The 25,402-nt window shown below is 52.9% G+C and carries 20 protein-coding genes; 1 reads left to right on the top strand and 19 read right to left on the bottom strand.

What is annotated here, in order from left to right; translation table 11 throughout:
- The 8 genes from hgdA to OCV69_RS07385 form a co-directional block, all read right to left on the bottom strand.
- A complete protein-coding gene (gene hgdA / locus OCV69_RS07420) occupies positions 1 to 1,446 on the bottom strand; it encodes a (R)-2-hydroxyglutaryl-CoA dehydratase subunit alpha (RefSeq protein ID WP_158358501.1) in 1,446 nt (481 codons plus the stop codon).
- An 85-nt stretch (positions 1,447 to 1,531) separates the two neighbouring features.
- Positions 1,532 to 2,317, bottom strand: a complete 786-nt coding sequence (gene hgdC / locus OCV69_RS07415; protein ID WP_022272576.1) for a (R)-2-hydroxyglutaryl-CoA dehydratase activase HgdC — start codon at positions 2,315 to 2,317, stop codon at positions 1,532 to 1,534.
- A gap of 167 nt (positions 2,318 to 2,484) precedes the next feature.
- Positions 2,485 to 4,254 (bottom strand): acyl-CoA carboxylase subunit beta, encoded by a 1,770-nt coding sequence (locus OCV69_RS07410; protein ID WP_158358502.1) that lies wholly within the window; start codon positions 4,252 to 4,254, stop codon positions 2,485 to 2,487.
- Positions 4,255 to 4,333: 79 nt separating this feature from the next.
- A complete protein-coding gene (gene gctB, locus OCV69_RS07405) occupies positions 4,334 to 5,143 on the bottom strand; it encodes a glutaconate CoA-transferase subunit B (protein ID WP_022272578.1) in 810 nt (269 codons plus the stop codon).
- 21 nt (positions 5,144 to 5,164) lie between these two features.
- The gene (locus OCV69_RS07400) at positions 5,165 to 6,265 is read right to left on the bottom strand and encodes a CoA transferase subunit A (protein WP_022272579.1); all 1,101 of its coding nucleotides are present in this window, start codon (positions 6,263 to 6,265) and stop codon (positions 5,165 to 5,167) included.
- A 333-nt stretch (positions 6,266 to 6,598) separates the two neighbouring features.
- On the bottom strand, positions 6,599 to 7,738 hold the full coding sequence (locus OCV69_RS07395) for a sodium ion-translocating decarboxylase subunit beta (RefSeq protein ID WP_262428028.1): 1,140 nt from the start codon (positions 7,736 to 7,738) through the stop codon (positions 6,599 to 6,601).
- Between the two features lie 13 nt (positions 7,739 to 7,751).
- A complete protein-coding gene (locus OCV69_RS07390) occupies positions 7,752 to 8,186 on the bottom strand; it encodes a biotin/lipoyl-containing protein (protein WP_158358503.1) in 435 nt (144 codons plus the stop codon).
- A 61-nt stretch (positions 8,187 to 8,247) separates the two neighbouring features.
- Positions 8,248 to 8,532, bottom strand: coding sequence for an OadG family transporter subunit (locus OCV69_RS07385; protein WP_158358504.1), 285 nt, complete (start codon positions 8,530 to 8,532; stop codon positions 8,248 to 8,250).
- Between the two features lie 348 nt (positions 8,533 to 8,880).
- On the opposite strand from OCV69_RS07385, the gene OCV69_RS07380 reads away from it, so the two are divergent.
- Positions 8,881 to 9,816, top strand: coding sequence for a ketopantoate reductase family protein (locus OCV69_RS07380; RefSeq protein ID WP_158358505.1), 936 nt, complete (start codon positions 8,881 to 8,883; stop codon positions 9,814 to 9,816).
- Positions 9,817 to 9,893: 77 nt separating this feature from the next.
- On the opposite strand, the gene pdxR is transcribed toward OCV69_RS07380, so the two are convergent.
- The 11 genes from pdxR to OCV69_RS07325 all read right to left on the bottom strand — a co-directional run.
- Positions 9,894 to 11,321, bottom strand: a complete 1,428-nt coding sequence (pdxR, locus tag OCV69_RS07375; protein WP_158358506.1) for a MocR-like pyridoxine biosynthesis transcription factor PdxR — start codon at positions 11,319 to 11,321, stop codon at positions 9,894 to 9,896.
- Positions 11,322 to 11,432: 111 nt separating this feature from the next.
- Positions 11,433 to 13,121 (bottom strand): glutamine--tRNA ligase/YqeY domain fusion protein, encoded by a 1,689-nt coding sequence (locus OCV69_RS07370; protein ID WP_158358507.1) that lies wholly within the window; start codon positions 13,119 to 13,121, stop codon positions 11,433 to 11,435.
- A 98-nt stretch (positions 13,122 to 13,219) separates the two neighbouring features.
- On the bottom strand, positions 13,220 to 14,593 hold the full coding sequence (locus OCV69_RS07365) for a sodium-dependent transporter (RefSeq protein ID WP_158358508.1): 1,374 nt from the start codon (positions 14,591 to 14,593) through the stop codon (positions 13,220 to 13,222).
- Between the two features lie 160 nt (positions 14,594 to 14,753).
- On the bottom strand, positions 14,754 to 16,568 hold the full coding sequence (locus OCV69_RS07360) for a cadherin-like beta sandwich domain-containing protein (RefSeq protein ID WP_158358509.1): 1,815 nt from the start codon (positions 16,566 to 16,568) through the stop codon (positions 14,754 to 14,756).
- Between the two features lie 49 nt (positions 16,569 to 16,617).
- Complete coding sequence (locus OCV69_RS07355; RefSeq protein WP_262563041.1) at positions 16,618 to 18,711, bottom strand: SH3 domain-containing protein; 2,094 nt, start codon at positions 18,709 to 18,711, stop codon at positions 16,618 to 16,620.
- Between the two features lie 332 nt (positions 18,712 to 19,043).
- Entirely contained in the window at positions 19,044 to 20,456 is a 1,413-nt protein-coding gene (locus OCV69_RS07350; protein WP_022272580.1) for an oxaloacetate decarboxylase subunit alpha, read from the bottom strand.
- 230 nt (positions 20,457 to 20,686) lie between these two features.
- Positions 20,687 to 21,838 carry a sodium ion-translocating decarboxylase subunit beta gene (locus OCV69_RS07345; RefSeq protein ID WP_158358511.1) on the bottom strand — a complete coding sequence of 384 codons (1,152 nt, stop codon included), beginning with the start codon at positions 21,836 to 21,838 and terminating at the stop codon, positions 20,687 to 20,689.
- Positions 21,839 to 21,876: 38 nt separating this feature from the next.
- Positions 21,877 to 22,263 (bottom strand): biotin/lipoyl-containing protein, encoded by a 387-nt coding sequence (locus OCV69_RS07340; RefSeq protein WP_158358512.1) that lies wholly within the window; start codon positions 22,261 to 22,263, stop codon positions 21,877 to 21,879.
- Positions 22,264 to 22,286: 23 nt separating this feature from the next.
- Entirely contained in the window at positions 22,287 to 23,075 is a 789-nt protein-coding gene (locus OCV69_RS07335; RefSeq protein WP_158358513.1) for an OadG family transporter subunit, read from the bottom strand.
- 17 nt (positions 23,076 to 23,092) lie between these two features.
- A complete protein-coding gene (locus tag OCV69_RS07330; protein WP_022274220.1) occupies positions 23,093 to 24,532 on the bottom strand; it encodes an acyl-CoA carboxylase subunit beta in 1,440 nt (479 codons plus the stop codon).
- A 221-nt stretch (positions 24,533 to 24,753) separates the two neighbouring features.
- Positions 24,754 to 25,402, bottom strand: a 649-nt coding sequence (locus tag OCV69_RS07325; RefSeq protein WP_262563040.1) for a YitT family protein, incomplete at its 5' end; no start/stop codon positions are given.

Genomic DNA, 25,402 nt, shown 5'->3' with positions numbered 1-25,402 from the left:
CTATTTAGCCTCCTTTTCCTGCATGTTTGCCTCCATGGCCTCCACAAGGCCCTGAACGCGGGTCTCGTACTGGGCGGCGTTGAAGTTACGCGGGTCAGCCTGGTCGCCGTCGAAGCCGGCAGTCGGAACGCCGAGATCCTTTGTAAAGCGGCGCTGCATCTCTGCCATATAGCCGCTCCACGGCTTACAGCTTCTATTGTAGTGTACCAGAACGCCGTCAACCTTGTTGTCGCGGCAGATGCCCTCACGCCAGTCAACGCCCTGCTCGATGCAGACAGAGTTGGGAGCCTTATAGTAAGCGCGTGCCATCTCGTCCATATTGTTGTAAACGAAACCGAAGGCCGGAGCGTAAACAACGGCTGTTACGTTGACGCCATGCTCCTTTAACGGTTTGAACAGTGCCGGAAGCTTGGGCCAGCAGGGGATACCCTCGAACATTACACGGTATTTCTCCGGGAACGGCGTGGTGGTCTCGCCCTTCTTGATGGTCTCTTCCAGGTCGGAGGCTAAAAGCTCAAATGCCTCGGCGGCCTCAACTCTTGCACGGGCTGTTACAACGTCAGCCATATGGTTGAACAGGTCAAATCCAGAGTATGGAGCCGGTTTGTACTGTAAGTAGTCACAAACCTTTAACCATGCCTTCGCAGTATGGTTTGCGTTCTCACAGGCCTTCTCAAATTTCTTCTCGTCGAATTTCTTTCCTGTCAGCTCTTCTAACTGCTTGATGGCCTTATCGAACTGGGCGCGGACATACTTCACGTTGGAGTCATGAACATCTACGGTGTTATTGTACGGGATGTCGATCATGATCAGCGGAACGTTGCACATACGGGCAATGTTCTCATACCATTTTGTCATACAGTTACAGATGTTGTTGCAGCAGAGAACGAAATCCGGCTGCGGGATCTGCATCTGACGGATGGGAGAGATGGCCTCGATGCGGCGCTTCTTGTCCGGTCCATCCGGCAGCTTTTCAAGCTCCAGGATATTTACAAGCTCCAGGTACGGAGTCTGGGTCTTCGGATCCTTTTTCGGCTTTCCAGTGGCCTCGTCGATGACCACGTTGCCGTTCTCATCCTTTAAGGGCTTTCCAGTGGACGGATCGATGATATACTCACCGGTCTCCGGATCAAATTTACGGGCAACGCGGACGCCAGCCGCATAAGCAAGGCTGATACGTGCGTATCCACAGATATCGTTGTCATAGCCCAGATCCTCGGCTGCCTGGCACATCATCTCGCCGTAGCGGTTTGCTGCGATACCAGCGGCCTGGTTCTCGGGATACATAACATTCAGGTCAAATGCTGCTGCGAGCTCACACGGGAATTTGGAAGAAGACCATCCCACTAACTCGCCTCTTTTTTTTGCCTCACGCGCGTCCTTGTGAACGTCATCCACAACCTTACGAAGGGCAAGAACGCCGGGACTAACCTGCTTTTTAGCCATAATTATTCATCCTCCTCATTGAATGTATAAACGACGGCAGCCAGACAGACATGGCTCATGTCCCTCTGGCCCGTTGTCTTACCGTTTAGCGGGTCGCTGCCTGCCATGCGAACAGGGCGGCACCCAAAGCGCCGTTATACTGGGTCAGCGGAGAAGTGAGGATCGGACACCCCAGCTCCTCTTCCAGCGCAGATACAACGCCTCTGTTCTGAGCTACACCTCCGGTCATCACAAGGTCCTTTACCACGCCGATCCGGTGGGCAAGGCCAGCCACACGGCCAGCCACGGAGTGATGGATGCCGTTGATGATATCGCATTTATCCGTACCCATGGAGAGCTGGCTGATGACCTCGCTCTCTGCAAATACGGTACATGTGGAGCTGATGCCCACATGCTTCTTCGACTGGGCACCCAGATCTCCCAGATCCTCCACGCGCACCTCCAGGACCCTGGCCATAACATCTAAGAAACGGCCGGTTCCGGCTGCACACTTGTCATTCATCTGGAAGTTGGTCATGGTCCCGTTCTCGATCCGGAGAACCTTTACGTCCTGGCCCCCGATATCGATGACCGTATGGGCCTCCGGGAACAGGAAAGAAGCCCCCCGCGCATGGCAGGAAAGCTCACTCATCTGCTTATCTGCAAGACCCATTAAGGAATTGCGGCCATAGCCCGTGGCCAGAACGTAGGCCATCTGGTCTCTTGTCATGCCGGCTGCCTCCAGCACGGCGTCGATGGCGCGCTGCGGGCCGCTGGTACCAGCCCCCACATCGATCAGGGATTTTGCCACGATCTCTTTGCCATCTTTTAAAATAATACATTTGGACGCTGTGGAACCCACATCGATCCCCAGTGTATAAACTGCACTCATACGAACCTCCGGGTTTTCTTCTGTATCAATGAATTTTTTGTTTTTTCCTGTCCCAGTATAGCACAAGGCACCCTAAAGGACAAGCCAAAATCATATATCCTTTGATACAACATTATCCAGACCGGGGAGCCCCCGGTCTGGATCAGAATTCACGCCTTCAGTCAGGATCAGGCCTTATGCGCGTCGTTCCACTCGCGGATCGCACGGGGTGTTACCATCTGGTGCATCGGGCAGATGCTCTTCGGATTCTGGTAAACAGCCTCGGTGAATGCCTGGATATACGGACGAAGCTCTGTCATGTCAACGATCTCGTCTACCATGCCGACCTTCGCACAGTATTCCGGACGGGATTTTTCATGATACAGCTGGATCATATCGTTCATCTTGTCGATGATGGGCTGCATATCCTCGCCAGCCTTGCTTGCCTTCACAAGCTTTCTGGAGTACATTGCGTTGGCAGCGGTCTCGCCCGGCATTACATAGTATTCGCAGGCAGCGGTACCGATGGAGTAAACGTTGGTGTTGTTGCCCTGGGGTCCGCCCAGTACATAGTGGGCAGCAGCGCTGGCCTTACGGAGCGTAACCTCTAAGGACGGAAGACCGGAGTTCTCGATGGAGTAGATCAGAGACTGGCCAAGGCCCAGAAGCTCTGCCTTCTCTGCATCGTCGCCTACATCGATACCTGTGGTATCCTGCAGCCAGATCAGCGGGATCCGGTCACGGGCACAGAGGGTCACGAACTCGTTCATTTTGATCAGGCCCTGACGGTATAACTTTCCGCCTACGCCTACGGAGTTCTGCTTATACTCCGGATAGTTCATTAAAAGTCCCTGTACGTTGGCGATGACGCCTACTAAAAGACCATTGACCTTGGCAAGACCGGTCACCATCTCCGGACCATAGCCCTTCTTGTACTCGTATAACTGGGAACCGTCGAAGAGACGGCCGATCACGTCGTAAATATCATACGGACGCTTTCCGTTTAACGGGATGATGCTGTAAAGGTCCTCTGCCGGAAGCAGCGGAGCCTTCTGGTCATCTACCCGGAAGAACTCTAAGTTGTAAGCCGGAAGGTAGCTGATATATTTCTTGATTCCCTCGATCACGCCGTAATCGTTCTCGTAAACCTCACGGAAGAAGCCGGTCTCGTCATAGTGGACCGGAACAGAGCCCGGAGCCGGAACCTTGTTCTTGGCATTCTCGATCTGGGCAGCCACGATCTGATCAGCGGCTTCCTTATCGATATACCCCTTGGGATTCATACCGGAAAGGATGCCTGCTCCGCCGACTGCCATGTTGGCCTGGCTGTGGGCGATCAGGATCGTCGGGGAAATGCTGTGGTATCCGCCGCCAGCCGGGTTCGTTCCGTAGATACCTACGATCACCGGAATACCTAACTGGTTTAACTCAGCATTTCTGAAGAACGGAGTACCGCCGCCGCGGCGGTTGGGATATACCTGATCCTGGAACGGGAAGTCAACGCCCGCGCAGTTTAATAAGTAGATCAGCGGAAGGTTCATCATCTTGGCAGCGTCGGAGCAGCGGATCAGGTTCTCAGCCTGGCCCGGCTCCCAGGTTCCAGCCATTTTCTTGTTATCGGATGCGATCACATAGACCCATTTGCCGTTTACGCGGCCAAGGCCGTTGATGATGTTGGTGGAACCCATCTTGTTGTCGTTGGGGTTAAAGAGGCTGTTTAACGGGCAGAAGGTTCCCTCGTCTACCAGAGCGTTGATACGCTGCATGGCGGAAAGCTGGCCGCGCTCGTTTAATTTTTCCTCTGTGGTGATACCCTTGGCAAGGATCTCTTCTACCTTGTCATGGATATTCTTCTCGATCTCTTTAAGCTCTGCCTCGTTTTCTGCGTTGGCATTCACTAACGGCTTACCAACAACGGGCATATCCTGGAAATATTTCGGCATGGAAAAATATCCCATTTTTCTTCCTCCTCATATATCGTGTTCCAGAGGAGAAGGCGCTGCCGCCCTCTCCTTCCGGGACATCATTCACTGTTGCTTATTTATTTTCCTTCGGAACCTTGATGAATGCCTGGCCGGGATCGATCTCCTCACGGATCAGGCGGATGATCTCCGGATCCGGGCCCTCCATGAGCTCAGCTCTGGTCACATCGATCTCAAAGCCGGTGTTCTCCTGAACCATTTCCGGGCTGGAGAATGGATAGTAGTAAGCCAGGTACATTCTCTTGGTCTCTTCATCGAATTTCATGATACCAAGGTCTGTAACAACCATCTGCGGACCGCGGTTTCCGGGAAGACCTGCTCTCTCACGTCCTCCGGGGCCGTCCATCCAGCCGCAGCTTGTGATGTAGTCAACATGCTCCATGAATCTTCTCTTCTGGTGCTGCATCATGATCACAGTATTACAGAAGGTAGCGATTCCGTTTGCACCGCCGGAGCCTGTGAAACGGGTCTGGGGCTTCACATAGTCACCCTTTCCGAAGATACATGTGGAGTTTACGTTTCCGTAGGGGTCGATCTGTGCGCCGCCGATAAAGGCGATCAGACGATCCTCGTCATGGAGCCACTCATTGGCCTCAAAGCCAACGAAACGGACGTTGGGCCACTGAACGGCACAATGGGCCATGAAACGGTTATCGCCAACAGAACGCGGAACCTCTACCGGAGAACAGTCCATAAGTCCGCTCTCTACGATGGGATGGCAGCTGGGGCATACCGCACGCTTTGCAAGAGAAGCGCCAATGAGCGGAAGGCCTGTGCCAACGATAACGATCTGATTTTCTTTAATGCTCTTTGCAATGGCATATGCCTGCATTTCCTGTTTTGTATACTTTGTATAATCAGCCATTTTTCTTTTTCCTCCCCTCAATTAGTGTCTGGTAGAATAGCCAAGGTGCGGCTCATTCTTAAGGTCCATGAGACGGGAACCGCCGATAACATTAAGAAGGTCGTCCTGATCCTTACAGCCGTATACATACTTCTGCAGGTAATCCTTAAAGGTCTCCGGGATCTTTGTGCCGTCGGCAGCGTCCTTTGCAGCCTGGGCAGCAGCCTCAGCGGCAGCAGCTAACTTCTCATCCTCCGGCTTGGCAGCGGCAGCCTTTGCAGCCTTGTCGGCAGCCTTCTGGAGCTGTGCCTTTGCGTCCTCTTCGTCTAAGTACATGGAGGCCTTGTTGTACTCCTTCAGTGCCTTATCATCATCGTCGTAGTAGTTGTAGCACTGGGACGGCCATGCGCCGTAGGGTGCGCGTACAACTGCGTTTACACACTCGCCGAAGATCCTTGTCTTGGTGGGATCGCGGCGGATATACTCATCGCTTACGATCTCCTCGCAGGTTACGATGGTGCGCTTTGCAGCGATGGCAATGTCGATATCATGGAACTCATCGCCTTCGATAATGCAGGTTCCATCAGGAGATGCCTGCTGAACATGGATGATGGCGCAGTCCAGCTTCGGAACCGGAACAGCTAACAGCTTTTCGCCCGGCTCAAACGGGTTTTCGATCTCTGCGCATTTTAAGTTGTCAACACCTTCCATGGTCTTTCTCTGCTCTTCGCTGATCCCCCAGTATTTTACAAGACCGGAGCCCTGCATCATTCTTACGGGGAGGTAGGGAAGGCCTAAGGAAGCGGCGTGAAGCTGTAACATCAGAACGTCCTGGGAGTAATCCTCGTAGGTCAGCTCACCCTTCTCAATGGCTGCACGGAAGCGGCGTGCCACGTTTGTATAACCGGAGTTGGCGGTATAGCAGTTGATATACGCTCTGATACGGCCCTCGCCGATGAGCATATCCCAGTCTCCGCCTGCCGGTCCGGACCAGCCTACAAAACCAGTCTTTCCCTGACGAAGGATCTCGTAAACTGCTGCATAAGGTTTACGGTTGGTGGTGAAGCCGCCGAAGCAGAGTACGTCGTTGTCATGAACGTACTTCTCTACGGCATCGTGTAATGACATAACTTTATTAGCCACAATAAAGCCTCCTTTATAAAATATACTATGAATACACTATGTATACGATATAATTCTACCGAATTCTGATGGAATCGTCAAATGTTATTTGAGAGGGGCGCGGGCGTTCGCCCTATGCAGGATTTCCGCTGCTCCTCTGCACTCATGCGAGCATGGTGCAGACTCTGGAATGGAGTTTCCTAAGGGGGCCTGGTCCGCAGTGCGGCAAGCTCGATTCCGCTTCGCTCCATCTCGCTCGCGGGCGTTCGCCCTATGCAGGATTTCCGTCACTCCTCTGCACTCATGCGAGCATGGTGCAGACTCCCGCCGGAAATCCTGCGCACTGCTCTCTGCTTAACCGAACATCAGCATAAAGTACCCGGCGGCTACGGCGGAGCCGATGACTCCGGCTACGTTGGGGCCCATGGCGTGCATCAGAAGGAAGTTGGTCGGGTTTTCTTTGGCTCCGACGGTCTGGGATACACGGGCTGCCATGGGAACTGCGGATACGCCTGCGGAACCGATCAGCGGGTTGATCTTTCCTCCGGTCAGCGCGCAAAGGAGCTTTCCGAACAGGACGCCGCCCACGGTCGCAAATGCGAAGGCCAGAAGGCCCATGCAGATGATGGCGATGGTCTGTACACGTAAGAAGATCTCGCCGTTGGCAGTTGCACCTACAGTGGTGCCTAACATGATGGTAACGATGTTGCACAGTGCGTTCTGGGCAGTGTCGGAAAGTCTTCCGGTCACTCCGGATTCACGGAGCAGGTTGCCCAGCATCAGCATACCTAACAGGGGAGCAACAGACGGAAGCAGTAAGGAACAGAACAGCACCACGAATACGGGGAATACGATCTTTTCCACTTTGCTTACCTTACGCAGCTGCTTCATAACGATCTGACGCTCTTTCTTTGTGGTGAGTGCCTTCATGATCGGCGGCTGGATCAGCGGGATCAGGGCCATATAGGAGTAGGCGGCCACTGCAATGGGAGCCACCAGCTCCGGAGCCAGGTTATTGGCAATGTAAATAGCGGTCGGGCCGTCAGCACCGCCAATGATACCGATGGCGGCAGCCTGTCCCGGTGTGAACAGTCCGGTTGCCATGGCAAGAAGGAAAGCCACGTAGATGCCGAACTGGGCGGCTGCGCCAAGTAAAAGGCTCACCGGGTTAGCGATCAGGGGACCGAAGTCTGTCATGGCACCTACGGCCATAAAGATCAGACACGGGAACAGACTGGATTTCACGCCGCTGTAAATGATCCGTAAAACACCAGAGTTATACCAGTTGTCTGCCTCATTCATCAGGCCGGCCAGCGGCAGATTTGCGAGGAACATACCGAAGGCAATCGGCAGCAGAAGAAGCGGCTCAAACTGCTTTTTGATCGCCAGATATAATAAAATGAAGGAAATGAGAAGCATGACAGCCTGCTGCCAGGTCAGTGCGGCAAAACCCGACTGGGCCAGGAGCTCCCCAAAAACTGAAAGTATATTCACGGGGCACCTCCTATTAGTTTAAGGTCACCAGAACAGCGCCTGTATCAACAGCGTCGCCTACGCTTACGTTTACGGAAGCAACTGTGCCTGCCGCCGGAGCAACGATCTCAGTCTCCATCTTCATGGCTTCCATAACGACTACACACTGTCCAAAGCTGACAGCGTCGCCGGCCTTCACCTTGATATCCAGGATCTTACCAGGCATGGGAGCATCTACGGACTGTCCGCCTGCTGATGCAGGAGCCGGAGCTGCTGCGGGAGCCGGAGCGGGGGCTGGGGCAGGGGCCGGAGCGGGAGCTGCTGCTGCTGCGGGGGCCGGAGCTGCTGCCTTTGCAAGGATGGGAGCCGGAGCGTTCACAGTAACGCCTCTGTCCAGGGGCTTGTACTCTTCCACTCTCTCGATCTCGATCTCATATTTTTTTCCGTTTAAAGTAGCTACATATTTCATAATAAAATACATCCTTTCCTTTTTTCACTTTTTCGTTTGCTTTTTCGGTCCTCACTTCACCTTACAGCTCTTTGATGCTTGTAACACGGAACTCTTCTCCCGACAGTCTGGCTTCCTCGCTGATTGCTGCGAGAAGCACTGCATAGGATTCCTCATCCAGCGCCGGGGCCGGAGCCGCCGCCACAGCCGCCTGCTTCGGTGCCTTATCTTTGACCGCCGTATTGATGATCTTAGAAATGATGATGACCGCGATCGCCAGCGCCGCAAGAGCCGCAAACACGACCAGAAGTCCCACTGCTGAGATCATCAGACCGTCTGCTAAGGTCATTTCCTGCCCAGTCCACATATACTCACCGCACCTCCTTCATTTTGTTTCTTTTAGAAACTTTAGTAGTTCTGATATTCCATATTGTGGAATGCATTCCATATTTTTTTCAGCACATATGGGTACCATTTATACAGCACCCACATTACTTTTTTATCTATGCATTTTTCACAATATCTTAGGTTGAGTATATCAGCTTTCATCCGAAAAGTCAACAAAACAGAAAAAGAATCTGTACCCTCCCCGGGGGTTCTTTGAACGATTGACACCCGAATATTCTTATTATAAAATATACATAAAATTTACACAGGTCCGCACATTGGATGCGGCCGCCTGTATAAGGAATCGCACCGAAGGGAGAAAAGGATTATGAAGCCAATGAAAAAAGTGACTTTGATCGGTCTGGGGGCCATGGGGGTCTTCTTTGCTCCACGGATCTCTGAAAAGCTGGGAGCCGGATTCCGTATCATGGCATCTGGAGCGAGAAAGGACCGTCTGGAGCAGAAGGGCGTGACTGTAAACGGTATCAATTACCGTTTCCCCATCGTCACCCCGGAGGATAACGACGGGCCCTCCGACCTGGTGATCATAGCCGTAAAGGGATATGACCTTGCCCAGGCGTTAAAAGATATTAAATACCAGGTGGGACCGGAAACCATCATCCTTCCTGTCCTCAATGGCATTGACAGCGAAAAGCGGACCGCAGATGTGTACGGCCAGGAGCATGTGCTCTATTCTTATATGCGCGTCAGCATCGCCATGAAGGATGGAAAGGCCGAATTCGATCCGGAAAAAGGACTGATCCACTTCGGAGAAGAAAAAAACGATCCCGGCCATTTTTCTGATAAAGTCCTGGCCGTCAAAGAGCTGTTCGACCGCTGCGGGATCGATTATAAGATCGATTCCGATATGATCAAAGGGCTGTGGTTTAAATTCATGTGCAATGTAGGAGAAAATATGACCTGTGCCATGTTTGGCATTCCCTTCGGAGCCTTCCAGAAAAGTGCTGATGCCAACTATTTCCGCCGCGCCGCCATGTGGGAGGTGATCCGAGTGGCCAACCGGCTTGGGGTGGACATCGGCCAGAATGAGATCGACCGGCAGGAACACACCATCGGCCGCCTTCCATATCAGAACAAGCCCTCCACCCTCCAGGATCTGGAGGCCGGAAAGCACACAGAAGTGGATATGTTTGCAGGTACAGTGGTCCGCCTGGGAAAAGAGCTGGGGGTGGAAACGCCCGTCTGCGAAATGTTCTGGCACGGGATTCATCTGATCGAGGACCGGATCTTCGGAAACATCTGATCCCTCTCTCCCCTGCGCGTTTTTCCCTCCCTCTTTTGGAGCCGCAAAACCGCAGGGGGAAAAGGGGACTTCATCTTCTACGGGCAGAGGGCCTTAGCCAGAGCCGCTGCCCCTTCCTGTATCTTCTCTTCTGTCAGGCTGGCGTATCCCAGGATCACTGTCCGGCTCTCTGTATCCTTTTTTCCAATATAAGATCCCGATAAGCCATAGACCCGGATCCCCTCCGTTTCTGCCGCCTTCTCAAGCTGCTCCTCAGTCCTCTCTCCGCGGCAGGTAAGGAGAACATGGAGGCCGGCATATTCTCCGCTGATCTCAAATTCCTTTTCCAGAGGCTTTAAGGAAGCCAGAAGCAGGTCATGCTTCCCCTTATAGATCTCCCTCATCCGGTTCAGATGGCGTTCAAAATAGCCGCCTCCAATGAACATCGCCAGGATCCGCTGGTCTACACGGGACACTGTGGAGGAGTAGAACCGTCCCCGCTCTTCATACCGTTCCATCAGCGAGGGAGGGAGCACCAGATAGCCCACACGGATGGCAGGCGCAATGGCCTTTGAAAAGGTTCCCATATAAATGACCCTTCCGCTGTCATCCATGCCCTGAAGGGCCGGGATCGGCTTTCCCCTGTAACGGAATTCACTATCGTAGTCGTCCTCGATCAGATAGCGGTCCGGCTCTTTCATGGCCCAGGCCAGAAGCTCCTGCCTCCGCTTCACCGGCATGACGATCCCCATGGGAAACTGATGGGACGGCATCACATAGGCTGCGGATGCAGGAAGCCGCTCCAGCTCCTGTACCCGGAAGCCGCTGTCATCCATTCCCACAGGAAAAACCGAATGGCCCATTCCCCCAAGAACACGGTATGCCTGCTTATAGGTGGGATCCTCCATGGCGATCCCGGTCTCCCGGCCCAGAAGCTGGGATAAAAGGATCAGAAGATATTCGTTCCCTGCGCCGATGATGATCTGTTCCGCCGTACAATTTACGCCCCGGGCTGCATGAAGGTAGTCCCGGATGGCCTCCCTCAGAAGAAGATCCCCCTGGGGACTGCCCTTTAAGAACATTTCCGTGTCCTCCTCCTTTAAGACTGCCCGGCTGATCCGCCTCCAGGTGGAAAAGGGGAAGCTATCCAGATCAATTCCCCTGGGTGAAAAGTCCACTCTCCATTTTTTCTCCTGGAGATCCGGCGCCTCCCCATCCCTCCGGCCTGGAAACATTTCCTGTACCGCCCGTCTTTCCGGAGCGACCGGGGGCAGGATCCCATCCAGTCCGGCCACAAAATATCCGCGTCTCGACGACGCCTCCAGGTATCCTTCGGCCACAAGCTGTTCATAAGCCGACTGAGTGGTACTGCGGCTGACCCTCAGGCTTTTGGCCAGTTCCCTGGAAGAGGGCAGCTTTTTCATGGGCTTCAGGCCTCCGTTCCGGATCTCTCCTTTTATATACTGGTAGATCTGTTCATACAGCGGCCTGGGATCCTGGCTGCTCAATGGGATCATAAGCTCCATCTTTACCTCCGTTTTTCCTGGATACCAGAAAGGGATGTCCGCCGGAACTTTTTCCAGGGGCATCCCTCTTTTGTATCTCAGTCTGTGTTTTTCCTCTGTCTGCTCCAGACCCTACTTAGGAAGCCGGAAGGAGCTCTTTAAGGAAACGATCCGGTTATAAACCGGCTTTCCTTCCTCGCTGTCCTTGCAGTCCACGCAGTAGAAGCCGTTTCTTACGAACTGGAAGCTGTCATAAGCCCTGGCCTCCATCAGCGCCGGCTCCACGTAAGCCATTGTCACAGTTTTGGAATTGGGATTCAGGTTCAGCGTTCCGTCTGCGTTCAGCTTGCCCTTTTCCTCATCCACGATGTTCTCATAAAGGCGGCACTCCACCTGCCCTGCATGTTCTGCAGAAACCCAGTGGATGGTTCCCTTGACCTTTCTGCCGTTAAAGCCGGATCCGCTCTTTGTCTCCGGATCGTAGGTACAGTGGACCACCGTGACCTTACCATTTTCATCCTTCTCAAAGCTGGTGCATGTAACGAAATAAGCGCTCATGAGGCGGACCTCATTTCCCGGGAACAGGCGGAAATATTTTTTCGGCGGCTCCTCCATAAAGTCCTCACGCTCAATATAAAGTTCTCTGGAGAAAGGAACCTGGCGTTCTCCCATTTCCGGATTTTCCAGGTTATTGGGTACGGACAGCATTTCCGTCTGCCCTTCCGGATAGTTGTCGATCACCAGCTTCACCGGATCCAGGATCGCCATCATTCTGGGCCTCTTAAGCTTTAAGTCCTCCCGGATGCAGTATTCCAGCATTGCGTAATCCACAGAGCTGTTGGCCTTGGAAACGCCCACCAGATCCACAAACATCCGCAGGGATTCCGGCGTGTAGCCTCTCCTTCTGAGAGCAGCGATGGTCACCAGGCGCGGATCATCCCAGCCGTCCACGATCCCGTCCTCCACCAGCTTCTTGATGTAGCGTTTTCCTGTGACCACATTGGTCAGGTACAGCTTTGCAAACTCGATCTGACGCGGCGGATTCTCAAATCCACACTCTCTTACCACCCAGTCATAAAGCGGTCTGTGATCCTCGAATTCCAGGGTACAGATGGAGTGGGTGATATGCTCGATGGCATCCTCGATGGGATGGGCAAAGTCGTACATGGGATAAATGCACCACTTGTCTCCAGTGTTGTGATGGCTCATACGGGCCACACGGTAGATCACCGGGTCTCTCATATTGATGTTGGGGGACGCCATATCGATCTTGGCGCGGAGCACCTTTTCCCCGTCCTTATACACGCCGTTCTTCATTTCCTCGAAGAGCTTCAGGTTCTCCTCCACCGTTCTGTCCCGGTAGGGGCTGTTTTTTCCCGGAGTGTTGAAATCTCCCCGGTATTCCCGGATCTCATCGGCCGAAAGGTCGCAGACGAATGCCTTTCCTTTTTTGATCAGATGGACTGCACACTCATACATTGCATCAAAGTAGTCAGACGCAAAAAACAGCCTGTCCTCAAATTCCGCGCCCAGCCATTTCACGTCGTTTATGATGGACTCCACATACTCCGTTTTTTCCTTCGTGGGGTTCGTATCATCAAAACGGAGATTGAATTTTCCGCCGTATTCCTTTGCCAGTCCCGAATTCAGGATAATGGACTTGGCATGTCCGATGTGGAGATATCCGTTGGGCTCCGGTGGGAATCTCGTCTGGACATGGTCATATACGCCCTCCGCCAGGTCTTTATCGATTTCCTGTTCAATAAAATTTTTAGAAACTGTTTCTTTCGTTTCCTCTGCCGGTTTTATATTTTCCGCCATAGTGATTCCTCCATTTATGTTCCTGTATTTCTATCTGTTTTACATGATAATATAGTATCTTACCATATCTTTCCCAAATATAAAAGGAAAATTTTCCATTAAATACTGATAATGCCAAAATATTTAAGGACCTCTCCTGCCAGGATCGCTGCCAGCATCACCGGAGCCACGTACCTGATCATGATCCGGTACATCTTCTTTCTCTTAAAGGTGCCGGAGGACTCCACCTCCTCCTCAATATACCGGCTTCCTACCACATGTCCCACCAGGATACACGTTCCAATGGCCACAATGGGCATCATCACGGAGTTGGATATAAAATCAAAGAAGTCCAGGAACTGCATCTTTAATACTGTAATGTGGCCCCAGGGACCATAGCCCAGACAGGACGGGATCCCCAGGATCAGAATCCCGGCAGTGGAAAGGATCGTGGCCTTTTTCCTGGTGAGCCGCATTTTATCCGTAAGGATCGATACCACCGTCTCCAGCAGGGAAATGGACGAGGTAAGGGCCGCAAAAAATACCAGCAGGAAAAACAGGGCTCCCACAGCTCCTCCCAGCGGGAAGGATTCAAATACCTTGGGCAGTACCCCGAACATCAGTCCCGGACCGGCCTTTCCCTGGATCAGGGACGCGTCCCCTCCGTTAAAGGCCACTACTGCGGGAACGATCATAAGTCCTGCCAGAAAAGCGATCCCCGTATCGAAGATCTCGATCTGGCCCACGGAACTCTCCAGATCATCCTCTTTTTTCATATAGGAGCCATAGGTGATCATGATCCCCATGGCTAAGGACATGGAATAAAACAACTGGCCCATGGCCGCCAGCACTGTGGTCAGGGAAAAGTCCGCAAAATCCGGAAGGAGATAATACTTTAATCCCTCTGCGGCTCCCGGGAGAGTCGTACAGTAAACAGAGATCCCTACGGAAAGCAGCACTAGCACCGGCATCATGACGCTGCTGGCCTTTTCCACTCCCGTATCAACGCCCAGGAGCACCACCACTGCCGTAAGGAGCACAAAGATCACGAACCAGAGCAGCGGATTTTCCAGGATCCCGCTGCCGGCCATGCTGATAAAATCTCCAAAATACGTGTCGCTGGATACGGCCATACCGTTTCCCCGGACAAATTCCACAAAATACTTAACGACCCAGCCGCCGATCACACAGTAATAGGGCGCGATGATCACCGGGATCAGGGCTGCCAGCCAGCCCAGGGGCGCAAAGCGGCGGTTCAGGCTTCCAAAAGCTTCGATGCATGACATGCGGGTCCTTCTTCCCATGGCAACCTCTGTGATCATAAGCGTAAATCCAAAGGTCACAGCCAGAAGAACGTATGTGATCAGGAAGGCTCCCCCTCCATATTTTGCTGCCAGATATGGAAACCTCCACATATTTCCCAGTCCCACTGCAGAACCGGCCGCCGCAAGGACAAAGCCGATGCGGCTGGTAAAGCTGCTTCTTTCTTTCATAACAAATACTCCCCTCTATTCGGTTTTTTAGACAGCGAACGTGTCCATTATACCCGAATCGGGGGGAGTTTGCAATCCATTCTATTTTATGTGTGTGCTGCACAGCCCTTCCGCCGTACACCTGCCTGTCCGGATCTCCGGACGGCTGAACGGTACAGCTTTACAGATCCAGATCGATAAATTCAAAATCATCGTCCTGGTCTTCTTCTTTGAATGGAGCTGCCTTTTCTGGGATCTGTTCCTTCACCGGTGCGCTGGAAACCGGAGCGGGCGTCTCCTGCCTTACCGGGGCTTCCGCCTCCGGGACACTGGCAGTCCTCCTTCCTGTCTCCTGATCCGACGCCGGATGACGGACCGGGGCCTTATGCTTTACAAAGGCCCGTTCCTCTTCCTCCAGATCCAGATCCTCCAGGTCATCCAGGTCCTGGTCTGTCCATTTTTTCGCCTGGGTCCTTCTGGGTTCCTTTGTCTTTCCCGGCCTGGAGCCTTCTCTGGAATATGCGTCCGGTTTTCCTGCCGATTTTTTCGGCTTTTCCTCCCGGTACGTTCCTCCAGGCTTTCTGGTCAGCAGGAGAATGATAAGGATGATCGCCAGGATAATGCATACAGCAAACAGACCAGCGATCATATATCCGCGGACTGTGTAGTCCTCCACCAGGCTGTTATACTCTCCGACCACCTTCTCATTGACTGCCCGGAGCTCCTCTGCCTCCGGATCCTGGAAGAATCTCTGGAGGGTCATTTCCTTCTGGTCGTAGCGGTAGAAGTTCTGCTCCCCGTCTGCGTTCTGGCCGTAAACGATGCAGTATTCTGGTGTCCCGCCATCCTGGCTGTTCCAGATCCAGCCGTGTACCGTATGTTCTCCGATGTCGATGGTGCATTCCCTGAATCCGTCGGGAAGCTCTGTCCCCTCTGGGATATTTTCCGGAGACAGAACGATAATGGTCTTTTCTGCCATACGGACTGTCACATATGGGGAAAGGATATCTTTCTGGGGATCATATACAAAGAAATCTCCGTTTCCATCTTCATCGGTCATATAAAGGAGGATCACGCCCTGGTCATTGGTTCCTGCCTGGACTGTGGCTCCCTGATACTCATATTCTGTTACGGAAAAGCCCTCGGGAAGAATTTCTGCATCAAAGGTTTCAGCAACGGTCCAGTTTCCATCCTCCACGTTGTGAGGTGTGCCCTCGGGGGAACTGGCCTCCGCAGACGGTTCCGTCTCTTCCGCAGAGCTGTCTTCGCCTCTGGTAACCGTGATGGTATACGTTTTTTTCGTGCTTCCATCCTCTGCGGTAACCGTGCAGACCACCTTATTTACGCCTGGCTGGAGATTTTCAGCTCCCTCCACAGATACGTTTGCTTTCCCGTCATTGGCCGGAGCGCTGACCGTGATCTTTTCCACATCAGCCGGAACGGCAGCCGTGTACTCAGTCACCTCTGCTGAAAATTCCGGGCTCAGGGTCCCTGGTGAAACAGTCAGGGATCCCAGGGAAGCGTCCTGGGAAGCGTCGGAGGCCCCGCTGACCTTTACAGCAGAATTACCCGTATGGGAAATAGTCACTGCCTGCCCATTGGCATCGTATACCTCCTGGGATTTAACGGTGATGGACGAGGTCCCAGCCTTCAGGGCCTTAAACTTCAGCGTAAAGCTGAAGGTCGTCTGGTTGGCTGCCTCCGCATCCCCAACCACACGGACATTCCCCGCCCCGCCGTTGGCGCTGGTCCCGCTCAGGAATTCCAGGGACTGGGCATCGTATTCCAGCATCACATCTGCTTTATTGAGAGCCGTACCATCCGAAGAGGCGATCTTCATGGTGACAGATACCTGATTTCCCACTGATGCCGTCGGATCGGAAAAGGTGATCTTTCCAGCCCCCGCATAGGCAGTCAGGATCCCTGCCGGAAACGCCAGAAGCGTGATCGCCAGAGACAGGAATACCACTGTCATTTTCTTTATTATCCTGTTCATATCTTATATTCTCCTTACTTTATCCGGTTTCCCCGGTCCATGGGCGTCCTTATGAAGGGGAAACGCCGATGACCACATCCGCGCTCTGGCTTTCGGGGGAATTTCCCTGGCCCGATGGCCGGATGATCACAACGTTCCCTGTACTTCCAGGTCCGGACGTATTTCCTCCGCTGCTCTGGGCGTTTTCTCCGCCCGACGGCACATTGGCCACCGGAGCATCTGACTGGCGTACCACATTGAGCCTGTATGTGCGGACGCTGCCGTTTTCTGCCTTTACCTCTATCGAGATCGTATTATTCCCGCTTTGCAGGCTTATGGTCCCAGTGCCGGAAACAGACGCTTTGGAATCGATGGTTCCGGCCTTCACTGAGATCTGTCCCACCGACGGATTTACGATCACGTCGTAGCTTTCTGTGTCCTTATTAAAGGTAGGAGTAAGGGAATACCCCTCCACCTCCAGAGAAGCCAGCTTATTGTTGGGACTTCCAGTTGTCTCAGGTTTGGGGCAGGCCGCCTCCGGCATATTGTTGAATACCGGGATCTTAAATACCAGAGGCTCCTTTTTCATTGCATCTGTGTATGCTCTGGAGAGCTTGGCCCCTTCTCCGGCGGCTCCCTCCACATTGGTCATGTACTGGTGCTTATAAAGATTACTGCCCTGTACATTAAACTTTTTCAGATAAAATGTATCCTGTCCCTGGGAAACAAAATTCTCTCCATAATAAAGAGCTCCTCCCAGAATAGACTTCTCGATGGAATTCCAGGGCCGTCCATAATTTCCTGCCTGGGACGCGTACCACAGGCCTCTGGTGACAGCGGACATGGAATCCGTCTGGTATGCCCCGATATTAAAGAAATTATAGATCCCCTGGTAGCCGGCAGTGGTTCCCGAGATGCTGCCGGAAGTGCCATTGGCCTGCTCCTGGAGGATCATGGCTCCCAGAACATAGGGATTCACACCGGACTGGGCTCCTGCATTCATAATGATATCCACATAGCTCTGGCCCGACGGCACCGGCGACGTTTCTGACGCACCTGTGCTGTCTCCTGTGATCACAGAAGCGTCCATTCCAGGGCCATATTCCACGTTGGGAAGGGCCAGGACCTGGGTTTCTCTGGCACTGACCACCGCAGAAGGACCTTCCAGGCTCACATCCGGCTTCTGGCCTCCCACTTCCTGGGGCGAGCTCTGGGCGGCGTCTCCGGACGGTGCGTTCTGGGAAATATTCCCACTGCTCCCCATGTCCATTCCAGGGCCGTAATTCTGTCCGGGAGGAAGGGGAGTCCCGCCCCCGTCACTTCCATTCTGCCCGGAATCCTGCTGGTTATTCTGACCTTCCTGTGCCGATGGAGGATTTCCGTCTCCCTGACCTGTGGATTTTTCCAGGAACGTACCCGAAACCAGACTCTGAAGCCCCTCCCGCGTCTGGTGGGCCCCATCGTAGGACTGCAGCAGGAACTGGAATACATAGATCTCATTTAAAAAATTCCTGGGATCCATATAATAGCTGACAATATCCCTGGAAGCCGCTACCCAGCTGGGTCCGTCAAAGCCGGTCCATTTCCCCGTATTCCAGTCATACGCTCCATATTCCGTAGACTTCCAGGAGGACAGGCTGTTGGTGGAAACCAGATTTGCTCCTACGATGCTCTCATTATTGACGGCATCGTTCCAGTCCAGGCTCGTATTCTGCACCTGGAATATCCAGGACGGGAATTCAGCATGAAGGACACGTAAGGATTCCTTATAGCTTTCCGGAAAGCCCTGACTGGTCATATACGCCTCGAACTGGGGGTCCGTGGTGTAGGAAACCGGAAATTTTATGTATTCGGAGGAAGCATAGCCCTCCATACTCTTCCCTCCAGCCGTAAACTGAAGCTTATACCAGAGTACACCGTCAGAAGCTGTCTCCTGTCCCACCACAGTCACAGGGGCTCCGTAGGACAGCTTCCTTACAACGGAATTTCCTGTGCCCGGGCCGCTTCTTACATTCAGTGTGGTTGCATTTACTATGGCCGATCTCTGTGTCTCTGCGTATATCGTTCCGGGATAGTCTGCAATGATCCCTGTGCCGCTCACGGATTCAGCCAGTAAAAGCACAGCCGTCAGAGCCGCCAGGATCCGTCTCCCTCTTTTTTTCATCCTTCTTCTCTCTTTCTTTATGGTCATTTTTCTATTCTGCCATTTTCCAGTTCTGTCTAAAAATGACACTATACGTTATTATAATGACAAAGGGAGTTTCCTGTCAACCTCAGGAAGGAAACTTCATATTTTTGCCGCGGTTTTACGGGGAATTTGTAAGGTTTTCTTAAGAAAACACGGATATGGAAAGGCACAGGCGCCGGGTCCTGTACTGGACGGACTTTGGCCCGCTGTCCGCGTACATACAAAAACCCTCCGGACAGTGCTTCTGCACGGGCCGGAGGGCCTTTTCCAGAGGGAAGCAAACGCTCCCCGCCGGATCTGTCTATGGACTAGACGGGATATACCTTGTTTTCCTTATCTGCCTTTTTCGGATCCACGCCGGTCTGCTGGGCTTCACGGTACTCGAAGAAGTCCTTGGCCACGGCCGGGAACAGGGCATAAGATAAAACATCCTCATCCTGCTGCTTCCACTGGGCACATTCCTTCTCGAACTTAGGAAGCTGCGGCGGGATCAGATCGGCCGGACGGCAGGTGATGGGTGTCGCATCGCCGATGATCTTTTTCTGTACTTCCTTGTTGAACGGCTTTACAGTCTGGCCAAATTCGCCCATCATGATCTTCTTGGACTCCTTGGGAACCATCTTGTACCGCTCGCCTGCCAGTACGTTCATAACAGCCTGGGTACCTACGATCTGGGAAGACGGAGTAACCAACGGCGGCTCGCCGAAGTCTTTTCTTACTCTCGGGATCTCCTCCAGAACTGCGCGGTACTTGTCTTCCTGTCCAGCTTCCTTTAACTGGCTCACCAGGTTGGAAAGCATTCCGCCCGGTACCTGGTACTGAAGAGTCTTGATGTTTACGCCCAGTACCTTCGGGTTTAAAAGGCCGCTCTTTAAAGCCTCTTCACGGATCGGTGTAAAGTAGTCGGCGATCTCGGCTAAAAGGTTCTGGTCATATCCGGTATCATAGGGAGTGCCGCGGAAGGTCTCAACCATAACCTCCGTAGCAGGCTGGGAAGTACCAAGAGCCAGCGGGGACATTGCACAGTCGATGATATCGCAGCCTGCTTCCACAGCCTTTAAGTAAGTCATGGAAGCAACGCCGGAGGTGTAGTGGGTATGCAGGTCGATGGGAAGCTTTGTTCCTTCCTTTAAGGCCTGTACCAGCTCTGCTGCCTTATACGGAGTCAGAAGTCCGGCCATATCCTTGATACACAAGGAATCTGCACCCATTTCCTCGATCTCGCGGGCAATGTTCTTCCAGTAATCCAGAGTATAGGCGTCGCCAAGGGTATAGCTTAAAGCGATCTGGGCATGGCCCTTTTCCTTGTTGGTAGCCTTTACAGCTGTTTCCAGGTTTCTGATATCGTTTAAGCAGTCGAAGATACGGATGATATCGATACCGTTGGCAATGGATTTCTGTACGAAATACTCTACCACATCATCTGCATAATGGTTATAACCTAAAATATTCTGTCCGCGGAACAGCATCTGGAGCTTTGTATTCTTAAAGCCGTCCCTTAACTTTCTCAGTCTCTCCCAGGGATCTTCTTTTAAGAAACGAAGGCTTGCGTCAAAGGTGGCGCCGCCCCAGCATTCCACTGCATAGTAGCCGACCTTATCCATCTTATCAACGATGGGAAGCATCTGGTCTGTGGACATTCTTGTGGCAAGTAAGGACTGATGAGCGTCACGAAGGACAGTCTCAACGATCTTTACCGGCTTTTTCTGAACTTCTGCCATTTTATTTTTACCTCCTGAAAATTATCAAGTGAAAACCTTCCATAGGCGGCTTACGCCGCCAAACGGGAAAACGCGAAGAGTCTGACCCAGCGGAGGGCGGCCCCGCCCATAAGACGGGAAACGCGAACTCCGCTTCGCTGCGTTTGCGTAGCGGGCGGCTTACGCCGCTGAACGGGAAAACGCGAACTCCGCTTCGCTACGTTTGCGTAGCGGGCGGCTTACGCCGCCCTTTACTGTATTCCGAAAATAGCCATGAATGTGCCGGCGGCTACGGCGGTACCGATCACGCCTGCCACGTTGGGGCCCATGGCGTGCATCAGAAGGAAGTTGGTGGGATCTGCCTCAGAACCAACCTTCTGGGATACACGGGCCGCCATGGGAACTGCGGATACACCGGCAGAACCGATCAGCGGATTTACCTTTCCTCCGGTCACCTTACACATGATCTTACCGAAGATCACGCCTGCAGCCGTACCAAAGGCGAAGGCTACCAGACCCAGGATAACGATCTTAATCGTGGTCATCTTTAAGAACGCCTCAGCGCTGGTAGTTGCTCCCACGGAAAGACCCAGAACGATAACTACGATATACATGAGGGCGTTGGAGGCAGTCTCCTGAAGCTGCTTTACAACGCCAGACTCACGGAACAGGTTGCCGACCATCAGCATACCAACCAACGGTGCGGTCGTCGGTAAGATCAGACACACAACAACAGTAACGATGATGGGGAACAGGATCTTCTCCAGCTTGGACACCGGACGGAGCTGCTCCATCTTGATCTTTCTCTCCTCTTCTGTGGTCAGAAGCTTCATGATCGGCGGCTGGATGATGGGTACCAGGGCCATGTAGGAGTAAGCGGCAACGGCAATAGGGCCCATGAATTCCGTCTGTCCCAGCTTGCCGGCCAGGAAGATAGAGGTAGGACCGTCAGCGCCGCCGATGATGGAGATGGCAGCAGCTGCCTTGTCGTTGAAGCCCATGAAGATCGCAAGGAAGTAAGCAGCATAAATACCGAACTGTGCGGCCGCGCCCAGAAGGAAGCTCTTGGGGTTCGCGATCAGCGGTCCGAAGTCAGTCATAGCACCTACGCCCATGAAGATCAGGGACGGGAGGATGCTCCACTCATCCAGCAAATAGAAGTAATGGAGAAGTCCTCCAACGCCATTGGATGAATCCTCAATGCTCAGCATGATATCCGGATAGATATTCACGAGCAGCATACCAAAGGAAATCGGGACAAGCAGCAGAGGCTCAAAACCTTTTTTAATGGCAAGGTAAAGGAAGATAAATGCCACAAAGATCATGATCATGTTGCCGAATGTCAGATTTAAGAATGCTGTCTGCTGGACAAGATTCAAAAGTGTACTTTGAATATATTCCATTTTAATCCCTCCATATGGAATCTGCAGTCAGCAGACGATTAGTTTAATGTAGCCAGAGTTGCGCCCGGCTCAACAGAATCACCAACAGCCACATTGATGGTAGCTACGGTGCCGTCCTGGGGTGCTACAATCTCGTTTTCCATCTTCATGGCCTCGAGGATCACGATCACCTGGCCTTTTTTCACTGCCTGGCCTGCGGACGCCTTCACGCCAAGGATCTTTCCGGGCATGGGAGCTGTCACTGCAACGCTTCCTGCTGCACCAGTGGGAGCTGCCGCAGGAGCCGGGGCTGCTGCCGGGGCCGGAGCGGCCTTGGGTGCCTGTACGGGAGCCGCTGCTTTCGGAGCTGCTGCCTTTCCTGTGAAGCCTTCTTCTACGGTTACTTCATATACATTGCCATTAACTGTGATGGTATAATTTTTCATTTTCATTTCCTCCTGATGATGGGTTATTTCCAGTTCCTGTTGGGAACACGCTTAATGGAACGAACAATAAGGCCGTCGGCAGGCTCTCTGCCTTCGGAAGCCGCGATGGCTGCTGCGATCACGGATACCAGCTCCGTATCGTTACAGGCCTCCTCAGCCGGGGCTGCTGCCGGGGCCGGGGCTGCTGCCGGAGCCGGGGCGGGAACCGCTGCCGGAGCTGCTGACGGGGCCGGAGCCTTCTTCTGCTTCATCTTTGCTTCAAATACGCTGATGTACTTGAACATGCTGATGAGCCAGCTGATGAAGATCAGAACCAGGAATACGACTCCCATGCCCATAAGGGTATTCATACCAGCCTTGGAAAGCTTTTCTCCAGTGGTATATTCCGGAGAGATCGTAATGGAAGTGATATTTGCAAGATCCTCATCCACGATTACAGAAAACTCTGCGTTTCTTTTTTCAAATACCGCCGGGATCCTGGCCACATAGCCGTCGTCCACAATGCCAACCTCTGCCGCCTCGCTGGAAACCAGCGCTCCCAGGTCGCCCCTTACCGACTTCCAGGAATTCAGGGCGCTCTGCATTACTGTATCCTTGTTCTTTTCACTGGCAGCCAGAGCATTATCCAGATCCTCGTCTCCCATTGCGGCAAACAGATCCAGATACTGCTGGGTGCCCTGCTGGAGCGTCATCACCAGAGACGGGTCCATCTCCTCTGCCGTATCCGCTTCTGCGCTGGAGCAGGCAGAAAGGGCGAACAGGCATACTGCCATACAGAGGGCAAGCCAGATTCTTTTAATATTCTGTTTCATATATCTGCCACCTCGCCTTAGACCGTACCGTGCTTTTTGGCCGGACGATCCTCTCTCTTTGTGAACAGCATTTCCATTGCTGCGATCACGCGTTTTCTTGTATCAGCCGCATCGATGATGTCATCCACATAGCCTCTTCTGGCCGCAGCCATGGCGCTGGCCTGCAGCTCGCTGTACTGGGCAGCCTTTTCGCTGATCAGGGCAGCCGCATTGTCAGATCCGGAGATCTCCTCTGCATACATGATCTTCACAGCCGGAACGGCCTCCATCATGCCAATGGAAGCATTCTTCCATGCGTAAACGATATCGGAGCCAATGGATTTACTGTTCATAACAAGTCCGGCAGTACCGAATGCCTGTCCGGCGATCACTGTCACCTTGGGCACATCTGCGTTTGCAAAGGCATGGGCCAGACGGGCAGCCGCCTTGGCGATCTTCTTTTCTGTGCATTTGCAGCTGTTATATCCGTTTACGTTCACCATTGTAAGTACCGGGATATTGAAGGCATCGCAGAAATTCACGAAATCTGCGGCTTTTTCACAGCCTCTGGCTGTCAGGCCTGTCTCGTACTCTGCTGTTTTTTCTCCCTCCTCATAGCTCTCTGTGCGGTTGGCCACACAGCCCACGGTGGTGCCGTTTAAGCGGATGAACGCAGTCACCATGCTGGGAGCATATTCCTTCTTAAGTTCCATATAGAAGCTGTCATCAGAGATCATGGCCAGGGCAAGGGCTGTATCTCCCACACAGTTCTCCAGACCCTCACACATCCGGTTCAGGTCGTCGGCGCACTCATCATAGGACATATCGTCCTCGTTGTTGGCCGGAAGTACGGAGATCAGCGTATGGATCTGTGCCAGGATGTCCTCCTCGGTCCCTGTCATGCACACGTTGCCGGCTTCCTCGCTCTGGAACTTTGCGCTGGATGTATCTGTATCGTTCTCAGCGATGGCATTGGGAGCGTTGACAAATAACTTTGCCTTATCTTCCATGAAGGTGAAGTCAGCCATTGCAGAAGCCACTGCCATACCGCCGCCGCAGTTTCCGAACACTGCCTGGATCTGCGGGATCACGCCGGAAGCCAGGGTCTGGCATCCGTACAGTCTTCCGAACCCGTTTAATGCGTCCAGACCTTCCTGAAGCCTTAAGCCTGCACAATCGATCAGGCCTACCACCGGAGCGCCCATCTTCATGGCCATGCCATAGAGATTCTCGATCTTTTTTGCATGCATCTCACCCACGGAGCCGCCCATAACGGCTGCATCCTGGCTGTACACATACACAAGGGCTCCCTCAACGGTACCGTAGCCGGTAACCACGCCGTCGGCCGGAGTTTCCTGAGCCTGCATGTTAAAGTCAGTGCTTCTGGCAGTCATATAGGCGCCGACTTCAACAAAGCTGTTGTCATCAAGCAATTCATTGATTCTTCTCATTGCTGACGTTTGTGCTGATTTAGTCATTTTGCTGTCCTCCATTATTAAAATTTGACGAAAATCGAATTTCTGCCTAGTGTAATAATAACCGCATTCTCTGCAAAATTCAAGGTGTTTTTGCCATTTCCGGGAAAACAATACAACATAAAAAAAGAGGCGGCAACAAGTTACTTTTCTTTTGCCGTCTCCCCTTTTTAGTTAATCATCTTAAGCAGACCCGGAGCACCCAGACTTCCGGTCCCTTTTCCCTATTCATATTTTTTTGTCAGCGTAAATCCGCGGCCGCGGACCTCTCCCACCTGGCTTACGATCATAAACGCCTGGTCGTCGATGTCCATGACGATCCGGTTCAGCTTCTGGAGCTCTCTTCCGGATACCACCACAAGGATAGCTCTGGACTGCTTTCCGGAATGACCGCCTTCCATATAAAGGAGCGTGGTCCCCCGGTCCATTTTTTCCTGGATGGCCGTGCTGATCTCCTCATACCGCTCGCTGATGATCTTTGCCTGGGTCTGGCGGACACCAATGACCAGTACCTTATCCAGGATAATGGTATACGTCATGACCATGATCAGGCCGTACAGGATCCTCTCCCTGTCTCCAAAGGTCATCTGGGCGATGAGCACCATGAAGTCCATCACATACATGGTAACAGACACCGGGATCCCGAACCTCTTTTTCAGTACCAGCGGCGGGATATCCATCCCCCCGGTGGAGGCGCCTGCCCGGATCACGATGCCCAGGGCAAATCCGATCATAACGCCGGAAAAAACCGCGCACAGGATGGGATCATCCGTAAAGACCATATCCCCCACCAGGCGGGTGGCCTGCTCCAGTGCAAAAGGATAATAAAACGTAGCCACCAATGTGGAAAGGGCAAATTCCTTCCCCAGCTCC

Origin of the sequence: Alitiscatomonas aceti, from assembly GCF_025567195.1 — a bacterium.
Classification (GTDB): Bacteria; Bacillota; Clostridia; order Lachnospirales; family Lachnospiraceae; genus Alitiscatomonas; species Alitiscatomonas aceti.
This window is presented reverse-complemented; position numbering and strand designations above follow the sequence as displayed.

Bases quoted from the DNA above. Each gene is read 5' to 3' on its own strand.
- hgdA (WP_158358501.1), bottom strand. From the start codon at position 1,446: ATGGCTAAAAAGCAGGTTAGTCCCGGCGTTCTTGCCCTTCGTAAGGTT.
- hgdC (WP_022272576.1), bottom strand. From the start codon at position 2,317: ATGAGTGCAGTTTATACACTGGGGATCGATGTGGGTTCCACAGCGTCC.
- OCV69_RS07410 (WP_158358502.1), bottom strand. From the start codon at position 4,254: ATGGGATATTTTTCCATGCCGAAATATTTCCAGGATATGCCCGTTGTT.
- gctB (WP_022272578.1), bottom strand. From the start codon at position 5,143: ATGGCTGATTATACAAAGTATACAAAACAGGAAATGCAGGCATATGCC.
- OCV69_RS07390 (WP_158358503.1), bottom strand. From the start codon at position 8,186: ATGAAATATGTAGCTACTTTAAACGGAAAAAAATATGAGATCGAGATC.
- OCV69_RS07385 (WP_158358504.1), bottom strand. From the start codon at position 8,532: ATGTGGACTGGGCAGGAAATGACCTTAGCAGACGGTCTGATGATCTCA.
- OCV69_RS07380 (WP_158358505.1), top strand. From the start codon at position 8,881: ATGAAGCCAATGAAAAAAGTGACTTTGATCGGTCTGGGGGCCATGGGG.
- pdxR (WP_158358506.1), bottom strand. From the start codon at position 11,321: ATGGAGCTTATGATCCCATTGAGCAGCCAGGATCCCAGGCCGCTGTAT.
- OCV69_RS07370 (WP_158358507.1), bottom strand. From the start codon at position 13,121: ATGGCGGAAAATATAAAACCGGCAGAGGAAACGAAAGAAACAGTTTCT.
- OCV69_RS07365 (WP_158358508.1), bottom strand. From the start codon at position 14,593: ATGAAAGAAAGAAGCAGCTTTACCAGCCGCATCGGCTTTGTCCTTGCG.
- OCV69_RS07360 (WP_158358509.1), bottom strand. From the start codon at position 16,568: ATGAACAGGATAATAAAGAAAATGACAGTGGTATTCCTGTCTCTGGCG.
- OCV69_RS07355 (WP_262563041.1), bottom strand. From the start codon at position 18,711: ATGAAAAAAAGAGGGAGACGGATCCTGGCGGCTCTGACGGCTGTGCTT.
- OCV69_RS07350 (WP_022272580.1), bottom strand. From the start codon at position 20,456: ATGGCAGAAGTTCAGAAAAAGCCGGTAAAGATCGTTGAGACTGTCCTT.
- OCV69_RS07345 (WP_158358511.1), bottom strand. From the start codon at position 21,838: ATGGAATATATTCAAAGTACACTTTTGAATCTTGTCCAGCAGACAGCA.
- OCV69_RS07340 (WP_158358512.1), bottom strand. From the start codon at position 22,263: ATGAAAAATTATACCATCACAGTTAATGGCAATGTATATGAAGTAACC.
- OCV69_RS07335 (WP_158358513.1), bottom strand. From the start codon at position 23,075: ATGAAACAGAATATTAAAAGAATCTGGCTTGCCCTCTGTATGGCAGTA.
- OCV69_RS07330 (WP_022274220.1), bottom strand. From the start codon at position 24,532: ATGACTAAATCAGCACAAACGTCAGCAATGAGAAGAATCAATGAATTG.